Below are 21,048 nucleotides of genomic sequence, written 5' to 3' on the forward strand. Positions count from 1 at the left end.
CCATGACGACCAGCCCCAGCGTCCAGACGGTGGAAACGGACCTGCTCGTCATCGGCGGCGGCACCGGCGGCCCGATGGCGGCGATCAAGGCCAAGGAGAAGAACCCGAAGCTCAAGGTGCTCCTGCTCGAGAAGGCCAACGTGAAACGCTCCGGCGCCATCAGCATGGGCATGGACGGGCTGAACAACGCCGTCATCCCCGGCTACGCCACGCCCGAGCAGTACGTGAAGGAGATCACCGTCGCCAACGACGGCATCGTCAACCAGCGCGCCGTCATGGCCTACGCCCAGGGCAGCTGGCCGATGATCCAGTATCTCGACAGGCTGGGCGTCAAGTTCGAGAAGGATGGCGCCGGCGAATACAACGTGCGCAAGGTGCACCACATGGGCACCTACGTGCTGCCCATGCCCGAAGGGCACAACGTCAAGAAGGTGCTCTACCGCCAGCTGCGCAAGAACCAGGTCGTGGTCACCAACCGCTACATGGCGACGCGGCTGCTGACCGCGCCGGACGGGCGCATCGCCGGCGCCATCGCCGTCAACACCCGCACCAGCGAGCTCCTGGTGATCCGCGCCAAGGCGGTGGTGCTGGCCTGCGGCGCCGCCGGCCGGCTCGGCCTGCCGGCCTCGGGCTACCTGTTCGGCACCTACGAGAACCCGGCCAACTGCGGCGACGGCTACGCCATGGCCTACCATGCCGGCGCCGAGCTCGCGAACCTCGAGTGCTACCAGATCAACCCGCTGATCAAGGACTACAACGGCCCGGCCTGCGCCTACGTCACCGGCCCGTTCGGCGGCTTCACCTCCAACAACAAGGGCGACCGCTTCATCGAGTGCGACTACTGGTCGGGCCAGATGATGCTGGAATTCTGGCGCGAGCTGCAGAGCGGCAACGGCCCCGTGTTCCTGAAGCTGGACCACCTGGCCGAGGAGACCATCTCCCAGATCGAGACCATCCTGCACACCAACGAGCGCCCGTCGCGCGGCCGCTTCCACGAGCGGCGCGGCACCGACTACCGCACCCGCCCGGTGGAGATGCACATCTCCGAGATCGGCTTCTGCTCCGGCCACAGCGCCTCGGGCGTGTTCGTCAACGAGCGGGCGGAAACGACGGTGGCGGGGCTCTACGCCGCCGGTGACATGGCGAGCGTGCCGCACAACTACATGCTCGGCGCCTTCGTCAACGGCGGCATCGCCGGCGAGACCGCCGCCGACTACTGCGCCGAGATCGAGCTGCCGCCCTATGACGCCGCCGACGTGGGGCGCGAGGAGGCGCGCGTGCTCGCCCCGACCCGGCGCGACGATGGCCTCACCCCGTTCGAGATGGAGTTCAAGGCGCGCCGGCTGGTCAACGATTACCTGCAGCCGCCCAAGGTCACCGCCAAGATGGAGATCGGCCAGCGGCGCCTGGCCGAGGTGCGCGACGACCTGAACCAGCTCTGCGTCCGCGACCCGCACGAGCTGATGCGCTCGCTGGAGCTCAAATCGATCCTCGACTGCGCCGACATGGCCGCCGCCGCCTCGCTCTACCGCACCGAGAGCCGCTGGGGCCTCTACCACCTGCGTGTCGACCACCCCGCCACCGACAACGACGACTGGTTCTGCCACACGATGCTGTTCAAGGACGCGGACGGCCGCATGAGCCACCGCAAGCGCGATGTCGACCCCTACATCGTGCCGATCCAGGACACCGAGATGGCCGCCTACCACCAGCTGCGCGTCAAGAGCCTCGCCGCGGCCGAGTGACCCGAGCCGAGCGACTTGAGCCGAGCGATCCGGAGATCCCATGCCCCTCGCCAACCACACCACCAGCATGCCGGTGACCGTCGATGATGCGAAATGCATCGCCGAGAAGGGCTGCCGGGTCTGCATCGACGTCTGCCCCCTCGACGTGCTCGACATCAAGGCGGAGACCGGCAAGGCCTACATGAAGTACGACGAGTGCTGGTATTGCATGCCCTGCGAGGTCGACTGCCCGACCGGCGCGGTGACGGTCTCCATCCCCTACCTGCTGCGCTGAGGCGGTCCATGGACTTCGACGGCTTCGACGACGACCTGGCCGAGGTGGCCGAGCGCTGCCGCAGCGCCGACGCGGGCGTGCGGCGCGTGGCCATGCTGGCGCTGGCGGACTTCGCCCAGCCCGAGGCGGAAGAGCTGCTGATCGCGGGCCTGAAGGATGCGGAGGGGCCGGTGCGCGAGGCGGCAGCCCGGGCCCTCGACGAATACGATGGGCCGGCCGTGCCGCTGGCGCTGATCGCGGCGCTCTCCGACCCGGACGACGCCACCCGCCGCGCCGCGGCCGACAGCCTGGCCGACAAGAAGGCGGCCGGGGCCGGCGCCGCCCTGATCGAAAGCGCGACGAACGCCGACGGCTTCGTGCGCGAAGCGTCGCTGCGGGCCCTCCGCGAGATCCAGCTGCCGGAGGCGCTCGCCGTGGCGCTGACCGGCCTCGGCGACCCCATCGCCGGCGTCCGGCGCGAGGCCATCGGGGTGCTGGGCTGGCTCAAGGCGGAAGCGGCCCTGCCGGCGCTGATGGCGGCGGCCCGCGACGAGGAGGCGAGCGTGCGCCGCGCCGTGATGGCGGCGCTGGTGTTCACGCGCAGTGGTGGCCCGGGCGTCGGTGCGCTCATTGCCGGCCTCGACGACGCCAATTGGACCGTGCGCGAGGAGGCGGCCGCCTCCATTGGCAAGGCCAGGCTGCCGGAAGCGCTCGACCGCCTCGTCGCAGCGATGGCGGACGAGGCCTGGCAGGTGCAGGTGAAGACGGCGAACGCCCTCGGACGGCTCAAGGCGACGTCCGCGGTGCCGGTGCTCGGCGAAGCCTTGGCCGACCCGATGGGCAACCTGCGCAAGGAGGCCGCCAGCGCGCTGGGCGAGATCGGTGCGGCCGAGGCGCTGCCCTTCCTCGAGGCGGCGGCCGACGACCCCGACCCCGACGTGCGCAAGACCGTGCGCTGGGCGCTGGGCCGCTGCGCTGCAAAGGCGTGAGGCACGACCTCACGGCCCTCCGCCTACCTCGATAGGCGGTTCTCGTCGTCGATCAGCGTGAGTCGCGCCGGTGGGGCAGCGCCCCAGCGCCAGAGCACGAGGCTCAGATCGGCCCCGCTGGCGCCCGGCGCAAAGCTTCGCACGAGCAGCGCTCGATGGCCCTTGGCGATCAGATGGCGGGCGAAGGCCTGCGTCCTCGCCTCGCCGCTCGCCTTCATCTGATCACGCCACGTGCTGTCGGCCAGCGCCGCCGCATCCATGCCTTCCGCCCGCAGCGCGACCTCGTCCCGGCTATCGAAGACCCCGTCGATCTCCGCATCGTAGGAGACGAGCGTTGTCGGCTGGAAGCTGCCGGCCTGGTTCGCCTCCCTGAGTGCCGTCATCACCGTCAACGACACATAGAGCGCGGCCAGACCCTTGGAGTTGAAGCGGCCGCCGTAGAGCTCCGCGCCTTTACCGGAGAGGGGCTCGCGCGCGTAGATGGGATTGAGCGCGCGAAACAGAGGTCCACGATAGAGCATTGCCGGCCGTCAGGCGTGAACACCCGCATCGACCGCGTCGATATAGTCCAGCACCTCGTCGGCACGACCGCTCCGCACCAGTTGCATCGCCGTCTGACCGGAAAAGCCGGGCAGCGGCTCGGACCGGTACCAAGCGTAGGCCATCAGGGCGGAGCCGAAGCGCGGCTCGACCTTGTTGATGACCTCGACCATCTCGCGCAGACGACGCTGCGTCCTGTCGGAGCGGACGCGCTCCTTGCGCTGGACCGCATCCCGGCCAAGCCCTGCCGTCCGGGCGACTTCCTCGCTGGTGGTGCGGAGCGCCGCCGCGATCTTGCGCGGGACGAAGAATCCGTCGTCCGCGTACTGAACGAGGCCCATGTCGATCTGCCCTGCCGCTGATAGCCGCAATATTTGACGCAATATGGCGTCGATAGTGGCGGCGATCAAGGCGCTTGCCCGTGGCTGATAGCTGCGCCGCGCGCGGCCGCGCTACATCATGACGATGCTTTGACCTGCGCGGGCCGATTGCGGAATATGCGCGCGATCGGCTATGGGCGCGCACGGTCGCAGCCGCGGCACAAGGAAGAAGAGCGCTGGAGGGGAAGATGAAGTCGACGATGATGGCGGATCAGCTGTCGCTGAACACGATCTTCGCACGCATGGACAAGCTGTTCGGCCAATCGGAGGTGGTCTCCCGGCTGCCGGACAAGAGCCTGAAGCGCCACTCCTACACGGAGGTGGCGGCGCGCACCCGAGGGCTCGCCCACGCCCTCAAGGAACTCGGCATCGCCAAGGGCGACCGCGTGGCGACGCTGTGCTGGAACCACCACGTGCACCTGGAGTGCTACTTCGGCATTCCGCTGGCCGGCGCGGTGATGCACACGCTGAACCTGCGCCTCTCCGGCGAGGAGATCGCCTGGATCGCCGACCACGCCAAGGATCGCGTGCTCATCGTCGACGACATCCTGCTGCCGCTCTACCGGCAGGTGGCCGAGCACTACAGCTTCGAGACCGTCATCGTCTTTCCCTTCGGCGGCGAGCCCGTCCCGGCCGACCTCGCCGACTACGAGGCCCTGATCGCCCCGCACCTGGGCAAGCCGTTCGTGCCGGCGGCGCACGACGAGACCGACCCGATCGGCCTCTGCTACACCTCGGGCACCACCGGCCGCCCGAAGGGCGTCGCCTACTCGCACCGCTCGACGGTGCTGCATTCGCTCACCGCCTCCATGCCCGACTATTGGGCGCTGAGCGGCAGCGATGTGGTGCTCGCCGTCACGCCCATGTTCCATGCCAATTGCTGGGGCATGCCCTACGGCGCCGTGATGACCGGCGCGAGCCTGGTCATGCCGGGCCCGCACCTTCACCCGGAGGACCTGCTCGACCTGATCAAGGCCGTGCCGCCGACCCTGTCGCTCGGCGTGCCGACGATCTGGCTGTCCCTCATCCAGGCCATCGAGGCCAATCCGGGGCGCTGGTCGCTGCCGCGCGGCATGCGCAGCGTCGTCGGCGGCTCGGCTGCCCCCGAAAGCCTGATCCGCGCCTTCGCCGCCCACGGCGTCGCCCTGTGCCAGGGCTGGGGCATGACAGAGACCTCGCCGCTCTGCACGATGAGCTACATCAAGCCCGAGCTCGCCGACGCCGGCGACGACGACAAGTTCCGCCGCCGCGCCACCGCCGGCGTGCCGGTACCCATGGTCAGCCTGCGCCTGGTCGGCGAGGACGGCGAGGAAATCCCGTGGGACGGCAAGACGCCCGGCGAATTGCAGGTCCGCGGCCCCTACATCACCGGCAGCTACCATGACCTGCCGGCCGACCCGGACAAGCACACGGCGGACGGCTGGCTGCGCACCGGCGACGTCGCCACCATCGACCCGCACGGCTACATGCGCATCACCGACCGCACCAAGGACCTGATCAAGAGCGGCGGCGAGTGGATCAGCTCGGTGGACATGGAGAACAGCCTGATGGCCCATCCGGCGGTGGCGGAGGCCGCCGTCATCGCCATCCCGCACGCGAAGTGGAACGAGCGACCTCTCGCCTGCATCGTCTTCAAGCCCGGCCAGCGGGTCGCGCCCGAGGCGTTGAACGAGCACCTGCTCGGCGCCTTCGCCAAATGGCAGCTGCCGGACCGCTACGAGGTGCTCGACGCCATCCCGCGCACCTCGACCGGCAAGTTCTGGAAGCTCAAGCTGCGCGAGGTCTTTCCGAGCTAGCCGCTTCGTTCTCAAGTCGATGGATGGCCGGGCTTGACCCGGCCATCCATCTCACACTCAAAGAATCGAGATCTCCGTGCAGCGCGACGAGGAGCGCTGCCGTTGGCTGCCCCGTCACCCCCGCTCCGCCGCGATCAGCGAGAAATTGGCGACGGCGTGCGCGCACAGCGCCTCGCGGCCATCGCGCACCTCACCCTCGACATAGGCGGTCTGCCGACCGCGGTTGAGCACGCGGCCGGTGGCCCGCACGCGCCCGGAGCGCAGCGTGATCGGCCTGAGATAGGTGAGCTTGATGTCGAGCGTCACGGAGATCCAGCCGCCGGGCAGCAGCGTATGCACGGCAGCGCCCATGGCGGTATCCAGCACCGTGGCGGCAGCGCCGCCGTGCAGCATGCCGGCAAGGTTCTCCAGATCCTCGCGCGGTTCCAGCTCCATGACGATCCGGCCTTCCTCGACGAGCGTGCAGTCGAAGCCGATCAGCGCCGCCATCGGCGGCGGCGGAAAGCGGCCGTCGCGGACGCCCTGCATGATCTCGAGCCCCGACAGCCCGGCCGTCGCCGCGCGGGCGGCCGCGGGGTCAGTCCAGGTGACGACGCGAGAGCGGGATGGCGATGGGTTGGGCGGGACGGCGTTCAACGATGGTCTCCTCGGATTGATAGTGTATATACACTTTATATCTCATCTGACGATGACGGACGCAACCGGTCGACGCCAACTTGCCATCCGGCAAAACACCGCCTTGCCCGGCGTGGAATTTGGCTTATCCTGGCGTCTTGCCAGTGCAGCAAGGGCGCTGCCCGGCGCACGAGCAGGAAGCTCTCGACCGCAGGCGCGGCGAGAGCTTTTCTTTTTTGAGTGGGATCCGCGATGGCAGCAGCGCCCGGTTGGCCGAACGAACCCCTGAAGGTCGGCGTTCTGTTCTCGTCGACGGGCGTCACCAGCGCGGTCGAGCGTACGCAGCTCCTGGCGACGCTGCTCGCCATCGACGAGCTCAACCGCCACGGCGGCATCGGCGGCCGCAGCATCGAGCCGGTGGCGTACGACCCGCAGTCCAACCCGAAGCTGTTCCGCCAGTTCGCGGAGCAACTGCTCAAGGACGATGGCGTCCGCATCATCTTCGGCTGCTACATGTCGAGCGCCCGTAAGGCGGTGCTGCCGCTGGTCGAAGCGCGCGACGCGCTGCTGGTCTACCCGACGCTGTATGAGGGCTTCGAGTACTCGCCCAACTGTATCTACACCGGCGCAGTGCCCAACCAGAACTCGCTGCCGCTGGCGAAATACATTCTGGAGAATCACGGCAATCGCGTGCTGCTGGTCGGCTCGAACTATATCTTCCCTTACGAATCAAACCGCATCTTTTCCGATCTGATCATCGAGGCGCGCGGCAAGGTGCTGGACGAGCTTTATGTGCCGCTGTCGCCGACGCCGCAGGATTTCGCCCGCACCCTGCGGCAGATCGAGAAGCTCAGGCCGGACGCGGTGTTCTCGACCATCGTCGGGTCGGGAACCGCGATGTTCTACGAGGCTTACCGACGGGCGGGCTTCGATGCCCTGGTCAACCCGATCGCCAGCCTGACGACGAGCGAGGCCGAGGTGGCGGAGATGTCGGCCGAAGCGGCCGAAGGGCATCTGACCGCGGCACCCTATTTCGAGTCGCTGCAGACGCCGGCCAATCTGGCGTTCCTGAGCGCCTACCGCGAGCGCTTCGGGCCCGACATCCCGGTCACCGCCGCAGCCGAAGCCGCCTATTTCCAGGTGCACCTCGTCGCCTCGGCGCTGGCGCTGGCCGGCAGCCTCGACCGCCGCGACATCGTCAGCGCCATGCGCAACGTCGGCTTCGACGCGCCGCAGGGTGCCGTCGCCCTCGACGCCGAGAACCACCATACCTACCTGTGGCCCCGGGTCGCCAAGCTCGACGGCGCCAAGCGGTTCCAGATCGTCTGGAACCCCAACGTGCGCATGAAGCCGGACCCCTATTTCGTCTCCGGCGCCATGGACGATTGGTCGGCCGGGGGCCGGCTCACGGCCAAGGCGACCTGACCCGATGGGCATGCCGCCGCTCAAGAGCCTCAAGGGGCTCTCGGTCCTGGTCATCCACCCGGCCAATACGGACGGGCAGATCCTGATCGATCACATCAAGCGCATCGGCTGCCGGGCCGAGGCGCAATGGCCGATCCCGAAGTCGATCCCGGCGACGACGGACGTCCTGTTCCTGTCGGTCGACCACGAATACCGCACTGAACTATCGCGGCTGGTCAAGAACATCGACGGCATCCCGCCGACGACCGTCGCCATCGTCGACTACGAGAACCCGAGCACCCTGGAGCTCCTCTTCGAGATCGGCGCGCTGGCGGCCATGGAGCGCCCGATCCGGCCGTTCGGCGTGCTCACCAACCTGCTGCTCGCCCGCGGCCTCTGGCTCGACCGCATCGAGCAGCAGAAGCGGCTGATAAAGCTCGAACGCAAGCTGTCGAGCATGCAGCGGATCCAGAAGGCGAAGTCGATCCTGATGGCGTTGCAGGGCGTCGGCGAGGAGGCCGCCTACCAGACGATCCGCAAGCAGGCGATGGCCAAGCGCGTCTCCATGGACGAGATCGCCACCTCCATCATCAACGCCAATGAGCTCTTGCATTCGATCAGAAACGATGATTGAATTTTGCAGGTTCGTGATGAACCGGCCGCATTGCGGCTCCTCGGGCGAGACAGTGCTGTCCGTCCGAACCGGCTAGGAAGCCCAAGTCCTCCCGTGGGAGCGCTTGGGCTTTTTTGTTTTCAGCTCCCGACAGGGACGTCGGTTCGACTCATCTATGCCGTCGTCGGCTCTGGAGCGTTTCGCGATCGGAAAACTCATCCGATCGCAAGAGAAGCGATCCGGATCCAAAGAGTTGGAGCAGGTCTCGCCGATCGGATGATCTCATCCAGTCGGGACATGTTCTAGAGCGCTTCGCGATTGGGTGGAACCACCCAATCGCAAGAGAAGCGCTCCAGATTCAAAGGTTATGAGCATGTCTCTGCCATTGGATGGGTCCATCCGATGGCGAAATGCTCCAGCCGACGACGTCACGCCGACACGCGCAGCCGTCACGCCGCGGGCGTGAATGCGCAACATCCGCCCCATCCGGACGCCGACGCTCGCGCCGACGTAACGATGACCTGTGGCCGCCGTGGCCGGACCGATCCCAGCGCCGGTCCGCCCGGACGACCGAAAGAGGAAGAACTGGCATGCAACACGGTGACATCTCGTCCAGCAAAGATTCCGTCGGCGTCGCCGTCGTCAACTACAAGATGCCGCGCCTGCATACCCGCGCCGAAGTGCTCGCCAATGCCAGGAAGATCGCCGACATGATGATCGGCATGAAGCGCGGCCTGCCCGGCATGGACCTCGTCATCTTTCCGGAGTATTCGACGCACGGGATCATGTACGACGCGGCCGAGATGTACGAGACGGCATCGCAGATCCCCGGCGAGGAGACGGAGATCTTCGCCGAGGCCTGCCGCACCGCCAAGTGCTGGGGCGTCTTCTCGCTCACCGGCGAGCGCCACGAGGAGCATCCCAACAAGGCGCCCTACAACACCCTGATCCTGATGAACGACAAGGGCGAGATCGTCCAGAAGTATCGCAAGATCATGCCGTGGGTGCCGATCGAGGGCTGGTATCCCGGCGACTGCACCTACGTGTCCGAAGGCCCCAAGGGCCTCAAGATCAGCCTGATCATCTGCGACGACGGCAACTATCCGGAAATCTGGCGCGACTGCGCCATGCGCGGCGCCGAGCTCGTCGTGCGCTGCCAGGGCTACATGTATCCGGCTAAGGAACAGCAGATCGTCATGGCCAAGGCCATGGCCTGGGCCAACAACGTCTACGTCGCCGTGGCCAACGCCGCCGGCTTCGACGGCGTCTACACCTACTTCGGCCATTCCGCCATCGTCGGCTTCGACGGCCGCACGCTGGGCGAATGCGGCACCGAGGAGATGGGCATCCAGTACGCTCAGCTGTCAGTCCCGCTGATCCGCGAGGCGCGCGCCAAGGGGCAGGCTCAGAACCATCTCTACAAGCTGCTGCACCGCGGCTACACCGGCATGATCAACTCCGGCGAGGACCCGCGCGGCACCTGCGCCCTGCCCTTCGAGTTTTACAAGAAGTGGGCGAGCGACCCGGAGGGCACGCGCGACATGGTCGAGGCGCTGACGCGCCAGGCCCCGGGTGTCGAGGACAACCCGATCGAAGGCATTCCGCTCAAGGTGGCGGGCGGGCACCGGTAGGTGTCCCGCCGCGTCATGGCCGGGCTTGCCCCGGCCATCCCATTCGGACGCGCGCCATTCAGCCGGCCCTGTCGGGCCGGAGTTCTCTCCAATCGATGGATGGCCGGGGCGAGCCCGGCCATGACGGAGGGGGCCGCACCCAGGACAGGTGGCCGGTCGCCGCGCATCGGCCGGCTTGAATAGCCGCCCGGCGCCAGCGGTGCATCGTGAAAGAGTGTGCAGGAGTTTCAGCGACAACAAGACAAACTCAAGGGGTTTTAGATGAGCCAAGCAACGGCGCACACCACCACGGACGAGATCGACCACGTCCTAGGCGATGAATACGAGCACACGCCGGTACCGGCCGCCGCCCGCCACGGGCTGTTCTCGATGATCCTGGTCTGGGCCGGCTTCCCGATGATCATCACCGGTGCCATGACCGGATCGCTGCTGGTGCTCGGCATGGGCTTCTCCCGCGCCCTGGTGGCGATGATCATCGGCAATCTGATCATGCTGGCCTACGTGGCCGCGCTCGGCCATCTCGGCGTGCGCTCGGGCTCCAACTTCGCGCTCATCGCCAACAAGGTGTTCGGCCAGAAGGGCTACATGCTGGCCTCCGGGCTGCTGTCGACCCTGCTGCTCGGCTGGTATGCGGTGCAGACCGGCATCACCGGCGCGCTGATCAGCGGCACCTACGGCCTCAACTATGTGGCCATGACGATCGTGGCGGGGCTGCTCTACATCGCCATCACCTTCGTCGGCGTGAAGGGCCTGCACTACATCGGCCTCGTCTCGGTGCCGCTGTTCGTCATCCTCGGCGTCTTCGTCGCTGCGCACGCCGCCTCGACCTCGAGCTGGGGCGCGATCATGAGCTACGCCGGTAACAACGGCGTCGCCACCATGTCGATGGGCGTCGGCCTGACCGTCGTGATCGCGCTGTTCATCGATGCAGGCACCGTGACGGCCGACTTCAACCGCTGGGCCAAGAACGGCACGCACTCGTTCATCGCCACGTTCTCGGCCTTCCCGGTGGCCAACCTGGTGGCCATGCTGGTCGGCGGCATCATGACCGCGGCACTCGCCGTGCCGAACGCCAATCCGTTCGGGGCCGACAACATGTTCGGCTACATGAACTCGCTGCACATCGGCTGGCTCAGCGTGCTCGCCTTCCTGTTCCTCTACATCAACCTGGGCTCGGTCTGCTCGCACTGCCTCTACAATGCGGCCACCGGCTGGTCCCGAATCCTCGGCACCCACATGCGCGTCATGGCGGTGGTGCTGGGCGCCATCGGCATCGCCGTCGCCGCCGGCAACATCTGGGCGTTCTTCATCCAGTGGCTGTCGCTGCTCGGCATTCTCGTGCCGCCGATCGGCGTCATCATGCTGCTCGACCGCTACGTGATCAGGCCGCAGTCCGACACAGCGAGCGATTGGCGCCCCACCGCCTTCGGCGCCTGGGCCATCGGCTCGCTGGCGGCCTTCGTCGTCGAGTTCTACGTGCCGCAGCTGTCGACGGCGCTCTCGTCCGGGATCATCGCGGGCATCGCCTACTGGGCCCTGTCGTACGCCATGGCGCTCAAGCCGCAGCCGGCCTGACGTCGCGTTTCAACCAGCCCGGCGCAGCTCCGAACGGGGGCTGGGCCGGCTCTGCACGACATCGAGCCGGCCTAGGGCCGGCATGCCACGGAGTGGATCATGGCGGTTGACTACGCGATTTTCGAACTGGGCGACTTCGTGCTCCAGCGCGGCGCCACTCTCAGGGGCGCCCAGCTCGCCTACAAGACCTTCGGCGAGCTCAACGCTGCCAAGGACAACGTCATCGTCTACCCGACCTGGTATTCCGGCCAGCACTACGACAACGAGTGGCTGATCGGCGAGGGCATGGCGCTCGATCCCGCCAAATACTTCATCATCATACCCAACATGCTCGGCAACGGCCTGTCCTCGTCGCCCAGCAACATGCCGGAGCCCTACAACGCCAGCCGCTTTCCCGACGTGACGGCCTACGACAACGTCCGCGCCCAGCACAGGCTGGTGACGGAGCTGTTCGGCATCTCCCACATCCGCCTCGTCGTCGGCTGGTCGATGGGCGCGCTGCAGACCTTCCACTGGGGCGCCATGTACCCGGACATGATGGACCTGCTGGCGCCGTTCTGCGGCTCGGCCAAGTGCTCGCGCCATAACTTCGTCTTCCTGGAAGGCGTCAAGGCGGCGCTGACCGCGGACGCGGCGTTCCTCGACGGCTGGTACACCGAGAAGCCGGCGAAGGGCTTGCGGGCGGCCGCCCGCGTCTACGCCGGCTGGGGTTTCTCGCAGGCCTTCTACCGCGAGGAGCTGGACCTCGAGACGCTGGGCTTCTCCTCCCTGGAGGACTTCCTCGTCGGCTTCTGGGAGGGCTTCTTCCTGCCCAAGGATGCCAACAACCTGCTCACCATGCTGTGGACCTGGCAGCACGGCGATATCAGCGACAACCCGCTCTACAAGGGCGACTTCAAGGCGGCGCTGGCGGCGATCAAGGCCAAGACCTACGTCATGCCGGGCCAGACCGACCTCTACTTCCCGCCGGAGGACAGCGCCAACGAGGTGGCGGGCATGCCGAACGCCGAGCTGATCCCGATCCCGTCGATCTGGGGCCACTTCTCCGGCGGGCCCGGCACCAATCCCGAGGACGTCCGCTTCCTCGACCGCAAGCTCAAGGAGCTCTTGGCGTCATGATGGAGCACCGGTTTCACCATCCCCACGACGTCGGCGCCGCGCCCCCGGCGATCACGGTGACGACCATCATCGGCTCGCGCGTCGACCCGATGCTGTCGCGCTGGCTGCACGACATCCAGCATCACGGGCATGTGGAAGTCGTCCGGCTGGAGACGCGCGACATGGCGCGGCGGCGCCTGCGCGCCGTCACCGATCACGGCACCGAATGCATGATCGCGCTGCCGCGCACGGAATGCCTGTACGACGGCGCCGTGCTGCTGATGGAGGACCGGCGAGCGATCGTCGTGCGCGTGGCGCAGGAGAACTGGCTGCGGCTCAAGCCGGCCACGGCGGCCGACGCGCTGGCGCTCGGCTATGCCGCCGGCAACCTGCACTGGCGCGTGCGCTTCGTCGGCGGCGACCTGGAGGTGGCGCTCGAAGAGCCGCCGGACAGCTACCTGGCGCGCATTTCGGAGCTGATCGAGCGCGGCCGTGTCGCCGTGGTCACGCCGAAGGCCCAGGCTGCTGCATGAGAGGAGACGGGGCCATCGATCCCACCCTCGCCCTGCTGACCGCGCTGCGCCACGGCGACTCGGCCTTTCCCAGCGGCAGCTTTGCCTTTTCTCAGGGGCTGGAGGGACTGGCAGCGCTGACCGGCGGCAAGCCCGGCGAGACCGGGATCACCGCCTTCATCCGCGAGCAGATTCGCTACCGCTGGGCGAGCGCCGACCGCGTCGCCGTGGCGCTGGCGCACCGGGCCGGCGCGGATATCGACGCCGTGGCCGACATCGACCGGGACCTCGACCGATCGACCTTCTGCACCACGCTGCGGGACGGCGCCGTGCGTAACGGCCGGGCGCTGCTTGCCACGCACCGGCGGCTGGGCACGCCCGGCGCCGATACCTACGCCGCAGCGGTCGCGGCCGGCGAGGCGCCCGGCACGCTCGCGTGCGTGCAAGGCTTCGTCTGGCGCGCCAGCGGGATCGACGAGGAGACGGCGGTGACCCTCTCCGGCTACGGCCTCGTCGCCGGCAGCCTGGCGGCCGCCGTGCGTCTGGGGCTCGCCGGCGCGCTCAGCGCCCAGGCGCTGACCGGGCCACTCCTGGCCGAGGTCGCAGCAGCCTGCGCCATGCCGGTCGCGGCCGACGCCGAGATCTCGGGCTTCACGCCCTTCGTGGACATCGCCGCCATGCGGCAGGCGGAGCTGCCGCTGCGACTTTTCTCCAGCTGACGGGACAGCTCATGCTGCTGACGCCCACCGAATACGAACGGCTGACGATCTTCACCGCTGCCGAGCTCGCCCGCAAGCGGCGCGCCCGCGGCCTTAAGCTCAACGCCCCGGAAGCCACCGCCCTCATCTGCGACGAGATCCTGGAAGGCGCCCGTGACGGCCGCTCGGTGGCCGAGATGATGTCGTTCGGCGCCGCCATCCTCACCACCGACGACGTCATGCCCGGCGTCGCCGCGATGCTGCACATGCTGCAGGTGGAGGCGACCTTTCCCGACGGCACCAAGCTCGTCACCGTGCACGAGCCGATCCGACCCGGGCGCGAGGCGGCCGACACCGGTCCGGCGCCCGGCGAGATCATCCCGGCCGACGGGGAGATCGAGCTCAACGTCGGCCGGCGCCGGGCCGTGGCCACCGTCGTCAACACCGGCGACCGGCCGGTGCAGATCGGCAGCCACTTCCATTTCTTCGAGGCCAACAAGGCGCTGGACTTCGATCGCGCCGTCGCCTTCGGCATGCGCCTCGACATCCCCGCCGGCACCGCCGTGCGCTTCGAGCCCGGCCAGTCCAAGGAGGTCAAGCTGGTGGCCTTCGGCGGCCGCCAGGAGGTGAGCGGCCTCAACGGCCTGACCGAAGGGACGACGGGCGGCGACGCGGCGCGCCAGACGGCGCTCGCCCGAGCCCGCGCCGCCGGCTTCAAGGGCGCGTGACGATGGCGCCGCGCAAGAGCGCTTCGCGATTGGATGGGCTCACCCAATCGCAAAAGAAGCGCTCCAGATTCAAAAGGTTATGAGCATTTCGCCATTGGATGGGTCCATCCAATGGCGAAATGCTCTGCATCCGGAGACCGCATGACCCGCATCAGCCGCCGCGATTACGCCGCCATGTACGGCCCCACCACCGGCGACGGCGTGCGCCTGGGCGACACCTCCCTCATCGCCGTGGTGGAACAGGACCACGCGGTCTACGGCGACGAGTGCCTGCACGGCGGCGGCAAGACGCTGCGCGACGGCATCGCCATGGTCGCCGGCCTGACCAGCGCCGAGGGCGCGCTCGACCTGCTGCTCTGCAACGTGCTAGTGATCGACCCGGTGCTCGGCATCGCCAAGGGCGATCTCGGCATCCGCGACGGCCGCATCGTCGGCTTCGGCAAGGCCGGCAACCCGGCCATCATGGACGGCGTCGACCCGCGCCTGCTGGTCTCCGCCGCGACCACCGTGCGGGACTGCGAGGGCCTGATCGCCACCGCCGGCGCCATCGACGTGCACGTGCATTTCGACAGCGCCCAGCTCTGCGAGCACGCCATATCGGCCGGCATCACCACCATGATCGGCGGCTCGCTCGGCCCCATCACGGTGGGCATTGACAGCGGCGGCCCGTTCAACACCGGCAAGATGCTGCAGGCCTCGGAGGCTTGGCCGATCAACTTCGGCTTCCTCGGCCGCGGCAACTCGCACAAGCCCGCCTCGCTGGTGGAGCAGATGCGCACCGGCTGCCTGGGGCTCAAGCTGCACGAGGACTGGGGCTCGATGCCGGCGGCCATCGACGCCTGCCTGAAGGTGGCCGACGAGCTCGATTTCCAGGTCCAGATCCACACCGACACGCTGAACGAGTCGGGCTTCCTGGAAGACACCCTCGCCGCCATCGCCGGGCGCACCATCCACATGTACCACACGGAAGGTGCCGGCGGCGGCCACGCGCCGGACATCATCCGCGTCGCCGGCATCGCCCATTGCCTGCCCTCGTCGACCAATCCGACCAATCCCTACACGGTCAACACCTTCGACGAGCACCTCGACATGACGATGGTGTGCCATCACCTCAACCCGGCCATCCCCGAGGACGTCGCCTTCGCCGAAAGCCGCATCCGGCCGCAGACGATCGCGGCGGAGGACATCCTGCACGACATCGGTGCCATCTCCATGCTGGGCTCCGACAGCCAGGGCATGGGCCGCATCAACGAGGTCATCACCCGCACCTGGCAGCTTGCCTCGAAGATGAAGGACCAGCGCGGCCGGCTGCCGGAGGAGACCACCTTCGGCGACAACGAGCGCATCAAGCGCTACGTCGCCAAATACACCATCAACGCCGCGAAGACCTTCGGCGTCGACGCCCACATCGGCTCGCTGGAGGACGGCAAGCTCGCCGACATTGTGATCTGGCGACCGGCCTATTTCGGCTCCAAGCCCGAGCTGGTGATCAAGGGCGGCTTCATCGCCTGGGGCGCCATGGGCGACAGCGCGGCGTCGCTGATGACCTGCGAACCGCTGGCGTTGCGCCCGCAGTGGGGCGCCTTCGCCGGCGCGGCCAAGGCGCTGTCGGCCTGTTTCGTGCATCCGCTCGCCATCGACGGCGGGCTGGCGGCGGAGCTCGGCCTCGCCAAGGCGTTACTGCCGGCCGTGGGCACGCGAACGCTGACCAAGGCCGACATGCTGCACAACGCCGCCGTGCCGAATATCGAGGTCAACCCCGCCACCTTCGACGTGTTCGTCGACGGTGTCCTTGCCACCTGCGAGCCGGCAACCCGCCTGCCGCTCGCCCAGCGCTACATGCTGCGATGATGCTCGACCGCCTGTTCTCCCCCACCCTCGACGGCCAGCCCCGCATGGCGCTGCACGGCGCCGCCCGCATCGGCATCGGCGGCCCCGTCGGCTCCGGCAAGACCGCCCTGATCGAGCGGCTGCTGCCGGTGCTCATGGCGCGCGGCATCTCGGTCGCCGTCATCACCAACGACCTCGTCACCGCCGAGGACGCGGAACGCCTGCGCCGCAGCGGCGTGATCGATCCGGAACGCGTCATGGCGGTCGAAGCAGGCGCCTGCCCCCACACGGTGATCCGCGAGGACCCGACGCTCAACCTGCTCGCCGCCGACGAGATCGACCAGCGCTTCCCCGACGTCGAGCTGGTCATCATCGAGTCCGGCGGCGACAACCTCGCCTCCACCTTTTCGCTCGACCTCGTCGACTGGTGGATCTTCGTCATCGATGTCGCTGGCGGCGGCGACATCCCGCGCAAGCGCGGCCCGGGCGTGCTCCAGTGCGACCTGCTGGTCATCAACAAGATCGACCTGGCGCCGCACGTGGGCGTCGACCTGGAGCTGATGCTGGCGGAAGCCGAGGCCGTGCGCGACGGCCGGCCGATCATCGGAACCAACTGCCGCAGCGGCTTCCACATCGACGCGGTGGCGGAGGCCATCGCACGGGCCGTCCTGGTCGAGCGGTGAACGCGCCGGCCTATTCAGCCGCCACCCGCTCGCGAAGCGCCGTGGGGCCGGTCACGCGCAAGCGGCCCGAGCTCGACATCCGCGCCGAACGGCGCGGCGACCGCACCGTGCTGGCCGCCCAGTACGTCACCTACCCCTTCCACCTGACGCGGCCGTTCCGGCTCGATCCGCTGCGGCCGGAGGTGGCGACGCTCTACATGCAGTCGTCGTCCGGGGGGCTCTACGCCGACGAGGACCTGAGCGCCGCGGTCGAAGTGGGCGCCGCGGGCGCGCTGCACCTGACCACGCAGGCCTCGACCATGGTGCTCGGCCACGCCGGCCGGGCGGCCCGCATGCGGGTCCGCCTCGCCGTCGGCGCCGACGGCTTTCTCGCCTACGGGCCCGATCCGCTGATCCTGTTCCCCGGCTCGGCCGCCGACACCGAGCTCGGCCTCGACCTGGCGCCCGGCGCCGTCGCCGTGCTGACGGACGGCTTCCTGCTGCACGACCCGCAGGCCCAGGGCGCCGCCCCGCACGCGTTCCGCTCGGTCACCGAGGTCAGGCTGGCGGGACATCCGGTCTTCGTCGATCGGCAGCGGGTGGCGGGCGCCGACCTTGCCGCGGCCGACGGGCCCCTGCGCGGCTACCGTGTGGCGGGCAGCGCCCTGCTGCTGGGGCTCGGCGCGGCGCTGCCGCCCGCGGCCATCGGCGAGCGCCTGGCCCGCTGCGGCGTCCTGGCCGGCGTCACGGCGCTGCCGGCCGGCTGCGGCCTCGGCATCCGCGTGCTGGCCAAGGACGGCTCATCCTTCCAGGCGGCCATGGGAGCGGTGTTCGCCGCCGCCTTCGCCGCCCGCTTCGGCGTCGAGCCGGCGCCCCGACGCAAGTAGGCGAAAGTGTTGGATATGAAGCCGGGTTATCCGCACGAATGGCCTATCCCGGCCGATGTCCAGCAGATGTCACACAGGCGCACCGACCCGCACCGGCAGACGGGCGATCTCCCGCCCCGCCTTCTCCTCGGCAATGCGGATTTCATAGGCGCTTTGCAGGTTCAGCCAGAACTGGGGATCGGTGCCGAACCAGTGGCCGAAGCGCAGAGCCGTATCACCCGTCACGGCGCGCTTGCCGGCGATGATCTGGCTGATGCGGTTGGGCGGCACGTTGATCTGCCGAGAGAACTCTGCCGCGCTGACGCCCAGCTCCCCCAGTTCCTCCTTCAATACTTCGCCGGGATGTACAGCCCTCATAAACATGATTCTCTCCTTTCCCTTCAGTGGTAGTCCACGATCTCGACATTCTCTGGCCCCATCGCACCCGGCGGCCATTCAAAGCAGATACGCCATTGCTGATTGATGCGAATGGAGTACTGCCCCGCGCGGTCGCCCTTGAGCGCCTCCAGCCGGTTGCTCGGCAGGGCGCGCAGCGTATCAAGCGAGAGCGCCGCGTTCAGGATCGAGAGCCGCCGAGCGGCCTGATCCTCAAAGCCCTGAAGCGCTTTGACGAGCGCGCCCTGTGCGAACTGCGCGGTCCGCTTGTCGCGATAGCTCAGAATCATCTTCTTGCAGCCTGACAAAAATGATGAGTTACGTCAATCGTCATGATCAGGCGAACGACAGACCGCTTTGGCCCGAGAATCGCTCAAAGCGGCGCCACGCAGCAGCTGAAAGGAAAGTCTTGCCTCAGCTCACCGTCAGCCTGAAGTAGAGCGCCGCCAAGCGCTGGGGCAGGTCGGCGATGCGGCGCACGGCGAGCGTGTTGCGGCGGCCGAAGACCGCCCGGGCGGCAGCCTCGGCGCCGGGCCCCAGCCCCACGCAGAAGACGTCGAGGCCGGCCGCGCGGGCCGCCGCCACCGCGTGCTTGGCGTCCTCGCGCAGATAGTCGGGATCATCGACGTCCACATCGGACGGCTCGCCGTCGCTGACCACGATCAGCACCTTGCGGAACATGGTCTGCGCCGCGAGCCCGCTGGCGGCATGGCGGACCATCGGGCCGAGCCGGGTCGAATAGCCGGGACTCAGCGCCGCGAGGCGCGCGGCCAGGGCCTCCCCGCCCTCGTCGAAGCTCTTGAGCGTCGTCGCGCGCACGTCGCTGCGGCCGTTGGACGAGAAGGACAGGACCTCGAGCGGATCGCCGAGGCCGGCCAGCGCCTCGCCCAGCAGGGCGGCGGCGACGCAGGCGGTCTCCAGCACGGTGCCACCGTCGCCCCCGGCCGCATCGCCGGTGGAGGCGGAGGCGTCGATCAGCAGCGTCACCGCCACCGATCGCCGCTCGCGACGCTTCAACGTGTGGATGCGCGGATCCGGCGTCTCGCCGGTGCGCCGCGCGATCATGACGTCCTGCGCTGCCTCGATGTCGATCTCCTCGCCCTCCAGGCGGCGCTTGAGCCGCACCGGCCGATCGAGCTTGGCGCCGCCGACCAGGGCGCCGATGCGGGCGCGCAGGCCGGCATGCTCGGCCAGCGCCGTATCGAGCCAGTCGCGGCGCACCGACGGGGGCGCATAGTCACGCACGGTCGCGTGCTCCGGTTGCTCGGCGTGCAGCCGGTGGTGCCATTCCGGATAGGTGGCGAGCACGCGCCCCTCGTCCTCGGGCGCCGCGACGGCGCTCGGCCGTGCGCGCTCGTGCTCCTCGTCCGGCGGCGGCTCGCCGCCCGCAACCTCCTGCTCCTGCTGCTCGACGCGGGCGCCATCGATCAGCAGCTCCAGCGCCTCGCTGTTGTCCGGATCGGCATCGGCCGCATCGAACAGGCCGAGCCCGTCATCCCGGTAGGCGGGCTCGACGACATAGCTCCGGGCGATGAAGGGAATGCGCAGCTGGCCGAGATCATGGCCCAGGACGTTGGCGATCTCGCGCGACATCGCCTGCCGCTCGGGCGCGGCGGCGAAGGCCGCGGCGAACAGGCCGCGGCCCTTCTCGATCCAGCCGTCGGCGTCCTCGAAATCCGGGTCGACGAGCGCGCGCGACAGGCGGGCGAACAGCGACTCCACGGTCTGCGCGCGCGACGCCGGGATGGTATGGAACGACCGCCACAAGGTCAGCAGCCCCGGATAGGTCGCACCGGCCAGCAGCTCGACGCGCGCATCCTCGATCAGCCCGGTGAGCGCGATCTGCATCGGCTTGAGCCGGCCGACGGGAAAGCGCTCGGTGGTGAAACGCCGGTGCGCGGCGCCGTGCATCGCCATGGCCTCGAAGAAGGCGTCGGCGCAGTCGGCCGGCACCTGCGGCACCGGGTCCGGCAGCAGCAGCAGGCTGCCGGCCAGCCGCGTGCGGACGAGCCCACCGTCGGCGACCGTCCGCGCCTTGAGGTCGAAGCCCCAGAGCGCCCGCGTCAGGTGCTTGAGGCGCGGCTCGTGGGTGGCGAAGCGCGAGGCGCCCTCGTGGATAGCGAGCCGGCTCAGGGCCAGCGGATCGCGTAGAGTGAAATAGGCAGCTCGGCGGCGCCGGTCGTGGGCATGAAGGCTGATGCCATCGTCGATCCAACCGGCGATGGCGCCCGCATCGAGCGCCGTGAGCCGGCGCGGCACGAGGGCGGCGACGGCCGCCACGATATCGGGTGCGCGGTGCGCCGCGTCGGCGAGCACGGCCAGGATCTCGGCCGCTTCCCGTCCGTCGCTGCCGTGCCGCGTTCGCGCTGCCGCAGCCGTGAGGGCAGCGACCGCATCCGCCGACGAGGCGTGGCGGCAGATCTCATGCACGGCGCTGCCGATGGCGAGCAGCGGGCCGGCATCGGCCCCGGGGACGAGGCGCGCCTCCAGCTCCCACAATGCGGTCAACACACGCGGGCCGGCGTTCGCGGCATAGAGCGCCTCCGCTTGCGCGATCCAGGCCTCGAGCGCCGCGTGGCCCATGTGCCGGCTGGCACGGCGGCGGGCGGCGGTGAAGCCCGCCGCCAACGCCGGCCGGTCCATCACGGCGCGCTCGAAGCGGGCCACCGCGGGTGCGGCGGCGGAGCGCTCGGACAGGCGGACGACGGCCACGGGGG

At 68.8% G+C, this 21,048-nt stretch carries 21 protein-coding genes; 15 read left to right on the forward strand and 6 right to left on the reverse strand.

Annotated elements, in window-relative coordinates; translation table 11 throughout:
* The first annotated feature begins 2 nt into the window (after window positions 1-2).
* Genes ACZ5PO_RS03970 through ACZ5PO_RS03980 form a run of 3 tightly spaced genes read left to right on the forward strand, consistent with a single transcriptional unit; the run spans window position 3 to window position 2,987 of the window.
* Complete coding sequence (locus ACZ5PO_RS03970; protein ID WP_464190484.1) at window positions 3-1,745, forward strand: fumarate reductase/succinate dehydrogenase flavoprotein subunit; 1,743 nt, start codon at window positions 3-5, stop codon at window positions 1,743-1,745.
* 40 nt (window positions 1,746-1,785) lie between these two features.
* The gene (locus ACZ5PO_RS03975; RefSeq protein ID WP_464190486.1) at window positions 1,786-2,019 is read left to right on the forward strand and encodes a 4Fe-4S dicluster domain-containing protein; all 234 of its coding nucleotides are present in this window, start codon (window positions 1,786-1,788) and stop codon (window positions 2,017-2,019) included.
* Window positions 2,020-2,027: 8 nt separating this feature from the next.
* Window positions 2,028-2,987, forward strand: a complete 960-nt coding sequence (locus ACZ5PO_RS03980; protein ID WP_464190488.1) for a HEAT repeat domain-containing protein — start codon at window positions 2,028-2,030, stop codon at window positions 2,985-2,987.
* Window positions 2,988-3,010: 23 nt separating this feature from the next.
* Here ACZ5PO_RS03980 and ACZ5PO_RS03985 read toward each other — a convergent pair whose 3' ends face one another.
* Both ACZ5PO_RS03985 and ACZ5PO_RS03990 read right to left on the reverse strand, forming a co-directional pair.
* Window positions 3,011-3,508 (reverse strand): RES family NAD+ phosphorylase, encoded by a 498-nt coding sequence (locus ACZ5PO_RS03985; RefSeq protein ID WP_464190490.1) that lies wholly within the window; start codon window positions 3,506-3,508, stop codon window positions 3,011-3,013.
* Between the two features lie 9 nt (window positions 3,509-3,517).
* Window positions 3,518-3,868 carry an MbcA/ParS/Xre antitoxin family protein gene (locus tag ACZ5PO_RS03990; RefSeq protein WP_464190492.1) on the reverse strand — a complete coding sequence of 117 codons (351 nt, stop codon included), beginning with the start codon at window positions 3,866-3,868 and terminating at the stop codon, window positions 3,518-3,520.
* Between the two features lie 227 nt (window positions 3,869-4,095).
* On the opposite strand from ACZ5PO_RS03990, the gene ACZ5PO_RS03995 reads away from it, so the two are divergent.
* Window positions 4,096-5,703: a long-chain fatty acid--CoA ligase gene (locus ACZ5PO_RS03995; RefSeq protein WP_464190494.1), complete on the forward strand. Its 1,608-nt coding sequence runs from the start codon at window positions 4,096-4,098 to the stop codon at window positions 5,701-5,703.
* A 114-nt stretch (window positions 5,704-5,817) separates the two neighbouring features.
* Here ACZ5PO_RS03995 and ACZ5PO_RS04000 read toward each other — a convergent pair whose 3' ends face one another.
* Window positions 5,818-6,339 (reverse strand): PaaI family thioesterase, encoded by a 522-nt coding sequence (locus tag ACZ5PO_RS04000; protein ID WP_464190496.1) that lies wholly within the window; start codon window positions 6,337-6,339, stop codon window positions 5,818-5,820.
* A gap of 231 nt (window positions 6,340-6,570) precedes the next feature.
* Here ACZ5PO_RS04000 and ACZ5PO_RS04005 point away from each other — a divergent pair, with 231 nt between their 5' ends.
* The 11 genes from ACZ5PO_RS04005 (at window position 6,571) to ACZ5PO_RS04055 (ending at window position 17,956) form a co-directional block, all read left to right on the forward strand.
* Window positions 6,571-7,743, forward strand: coding sequence for a transporter substrate-binding domain-containing protein (locus tag ACZ5PO_RS04005; RefSeq protein ID WP_464190498.1), 1,173 nt, complete (start codon window positions 6,571-6,573; stop codon window positions 7,741-7,743).
* A gap of 4 nt (window positions 7,744-7,747) precedes the next feature.
* Entirely contained in the window at window positions 7,748-8,356 is a 609-nt protein-coding gene (locus ACZ5PO_RS04010) for an ANTAR domain-containing response regulator (protein WP_464190500.1), read from the forward strand.
* Between the two features lie 569 nt (window positions 8,357-8,925).
* Window positions 8,926-9,966 carry an aliphatic amidase gene (locus ACZ5PO_RS04015; RefSeq protein ID WP_464190502.1) on the forward strand — a complete coding sequence of 347 codons (1,041 nt, stop codon included), beginning with the start codon at window positions 8,926-8,928 and terminating at the stop codon, window positions 9,964-9,966.
* Window positions 9,967-10,227: 261 nt separating this feature from the next.
* Window positions 10,228-11,541 carry a purine-cytosine permease family protein gene (locus ACZ5PO_RS04020; RefSeq protein ID WP_464190504.1) on the forward strand — a complete coding sequence of 438 codons (1,314 nt, stop codon included), beginning with the start codon at window positions 10,228-10,230 and terminating at the stop codon, window positions 11,539-11,541.
* 99 nt (window positions 11,542-11,640) lie between these two features.
* Window positions 11,641-12,660 carry an alpha/beta fold hydrolase gene (locus ACZ5PO_RS04025; RefSeq protein ID WP_464190506.1) on the forward strand — a complete coding sequence of 340 codons (1,020 nt, stop codon included), beginning with the start codon at window positions 11,641-11,643 and terminating at the stop codon, window positions 12,658-12,660.
* Window positions 12,657-13,172 (forward strand): urease accessory protein UreE, encoded by a 516-nt coding sequence (ureE, locus tag ACZ5PO_RS04030; protein ID WP_464190508.1) that lies wholly within the window; start codon window positions 12,657-12,659, stop codon window positions 13,170-13,172. Before ACZ5PO_RS04025 ends, ureE begins: the two co-directional genes overlap by 4 nt.
* Window positions 13,169-13,870 (forward strand): urease accessory protein UreF, encoded by a 702-nt coding sequence (locus ACZ5PO_RS04035; RefSeq protein ID WP_464190510.1) that lies wholly within the window; start codon window positions 13,169-13,171, stop codon window positions 13,868-13,870. Before ureE ends, ACZ5PO_RS04035 begins: the two co-directional genes overlap by 4 nt.
* Window positions 13,871-13,881: 11 nt before the next feature.
* Window positions 13,882-14,577 carry an urease subunit beta gene (locus ACZ5PO_RS04040; RefSeq protein ID WP_464190512.1) on the forward strand — a complete coding sequence of 232 codons (696 nt, stop codon included), beginning with the start codon at window positions 13,882-13,884 and terminating at the stop codon, window positions 14,575-14,577.
* A gap of 141 nt (window positions 14,578-14,718) precedes the next feature.
* A complete protein-coding gene (gene ureC / locus ACZ5PO_RS04045) occupies window positions 14,719-16,428 on the forward strand; it encodes an urease subunit alpha (protein ID WP_464190514.1) in 1,710 nt (569 codons plus the stop codon).
* Window positions 16,428-17,090, forward strand: coding sequence for an urease accessory protein UreG (gene ureG / locus ACZ5PO_RS04050; RefSeq protein ID WP_464196660.1), 663 nt, complete (start codon window positions 16,428-16,430; stop codon window positions 17,088-17,090). The genes ureC and ureG overlap by 1 nt, the downstream gene beginning before the upstream one ends.
* 41 nt (window positions 17,091-17,131) lie before the next feature.
* Window positions 17,132-17,956, forward strand: a complete 825-nt coding sequence (locus tag ACZ5PO_RS04055; protein ID WP_464190516.1) for an urease accessory protein UreD — start codon at window positions 17,132-17,134, stop codon at window positions 17,954-17,956.
* Between the two features lie 69 nt (window positions 17,957-18,025).
* Here the strand turns inward: ACZ5PO_RS04055 and ACZ5PO_RS04060 are convergent, their stop codons facing one another.
* From ACZ5PO_RS04060 to ACZ5PO_RS04070, 3 genes are all read right to left on the reverse strand, one after another.
* On the reverse strand, window positions 18,026-18,319 hold the full coding sequence (locus tag ACZ5PO_RS04060; protein WP_464190518.1) for a HigA family addiction module antitoxin: 294 nt from the start codon (window positions 18,317-18,319) through the stop codon (window positions 18,026-18,028).
* 17 nt (window positions 18,320-18,336) lie between these two features.
* Window positions 18,337-18,621, reverse strand: a complete 285-nt coding sequence (locus tag ACZ5PO_RS04065) for a type II toxin-antitoxin system RelE/ParE family toxin (protein WP_464190520.1) — start codon at window positions 18,619-18,621, stop codon at window positions 18,337-18,339.
* Between the two features lie 124 nt (window positions 18,622-18,745).
* Complete coding sequence (locus ACZ5PO_RS04070) at window positions 18,746-21,043, reverse strand: nitric oxide reductase activation protein NorD (protein WP_464190522.1); 2,298 nt, start codon at window positions 21,041-21,043, stop codon at window positions 18,746-18,748.
* Window positions 21,044-21,048: the final 5 nt, after the last annotated feature.

Source organism: Chelatococcus sp. KU-N122, from assembly GCF_055391085.1.

Excerpts from the sequence above, each read along its gene's own strand:
- ACZ5PO_RS04010 (WP_464190500.1), top strand. The coding sequence starts at position 7,748 with ATGGGCATGCCGCCGCTCAAGAGCCTCAAGGGGCTCTCGGTCCTGGTC.
- ACZ5PO_RS04065 (WP_464190520.1), bottom strand. The coding sequence starts at position 18,621 with ATGATTCTGAGCTATCGCGACAAGCGGACCGCGCAGTTCGCACAGGGC.
- ACZ5PO_RS03970 (WP_464190484.1), top strand. The coding sequence starts at position 3 with ATGACGACCAGCCCCAGCGTCCAGACGGTGGAAACGGACCTGCTCGTC.
- ACZ5PO_RS04005 (WP_464190498.1), top strand. The coding sequence starts at position 6,571 with ATGGCAGCAGCGCCCGGTTGGCCGAACGAACCCCTGAAGGTCGGCGTT.
- ACZ5PO_RS04040 (WP_464190512.1), top strand. The coding sequence starts at position 13,882 with ATGCTGCTGACGCCCACCGAATACGAACGGCTGACGATCTTCACCGCT.
- ACZ5PO_RS04020 (WP_464190504.1), top strand. The coding sequence starts at position 10,228 with ATGAGCCAAGCAACGGCGCACACCACCACGGACGAGATCGACCACGTC.
- ACZ5PO_RS03995 (WP_464190494.1), top strand. The coding sequence starts at position 4,096 with ATGAAGTCGACGATGATGGCGGATCAGCTGTCGCTGAACACGATCTTC.
- ACZ5PO_RS04060 (WP_464190518.1), bottom strand. The coding sequence starts at position 18,319 with ATGTTTATGAGGGCTGTACATCCCGGCGAAGTATTGAAGGAGGAACTG.
- ACZ5PO_RS03975 (WP_464190486.1), top strand. The coding sequence starts at position 1,786 with ATGCCCCTCGCCAACCACACCACCAGCATGCCGGTGACCGTCGATGAT.
- ACZ5PO_RS04015 (WP_464190502.1), top strand. The coding sequence starts at position 8,926 with ATGCAACACGGTGACATCTCGTCCAGCAAAGATTCCGTCGGCGTCGCC.
- ureE (WP_464190508.1), top strand. The coding sequence starts at position 12,657 with ATGATGGAGCACCGGTTTCACCATCCCCACGACGTCGGCGCCGCGCCC.
- ureC (WP_464190514.1), top strand. The coding sequence starts at position 14,719 with ATGACCCGCATCAGCCGCCGCGATTACGCCGCCATGTACGGCCCCACC.
- ACZ5PO_RS04025 (WP_464190506.1), top strand. The coding sequence starts at position 11,641 with ATGGCGGTTGACTACGCGATTTTCGAACTGGGCGACTTCGTGCTCCAG.
- ACZ5PO_RS03980 (WP_464190488.1), top strand. The coding sequence starts at position 2,028 with ATGGACTTCGACGGCTTCGACGACGACCTGGCCGAGGTGGCCGAGCGC.
- ACZ5PO_RS03985 (WP_464190490.1), bottom strand. The coding sequence starts at position 3,508 with ATGCTCTATCGTGGACCTCTGTTTCGCGCGCTCAATCCCATCTACGCG.
- ACZ5PO_RS04035 (WP_464190510.1), top strand. The coding sequence starts at position 13,169 with ATGAGAGGAGACGGGGCCATCGATCCCACCCTCGCCCTGCTGACCGCG.
- ureG (WP_464196660.1), top strand. The coding sequence starts at position 16,428 with ATGCTCGACCGCCTGTTCTCCCCCACCCTCGACGGCCAGCCCCGCATG.
- ACZ5PO_RS03990 (WP_464190492.1), bottom strand. The coding sequence starts at position 3,868 with ATGGGCCTCGTTCAGTACGCGGACGACGGATTCTTCGTCCCGCGCAAG.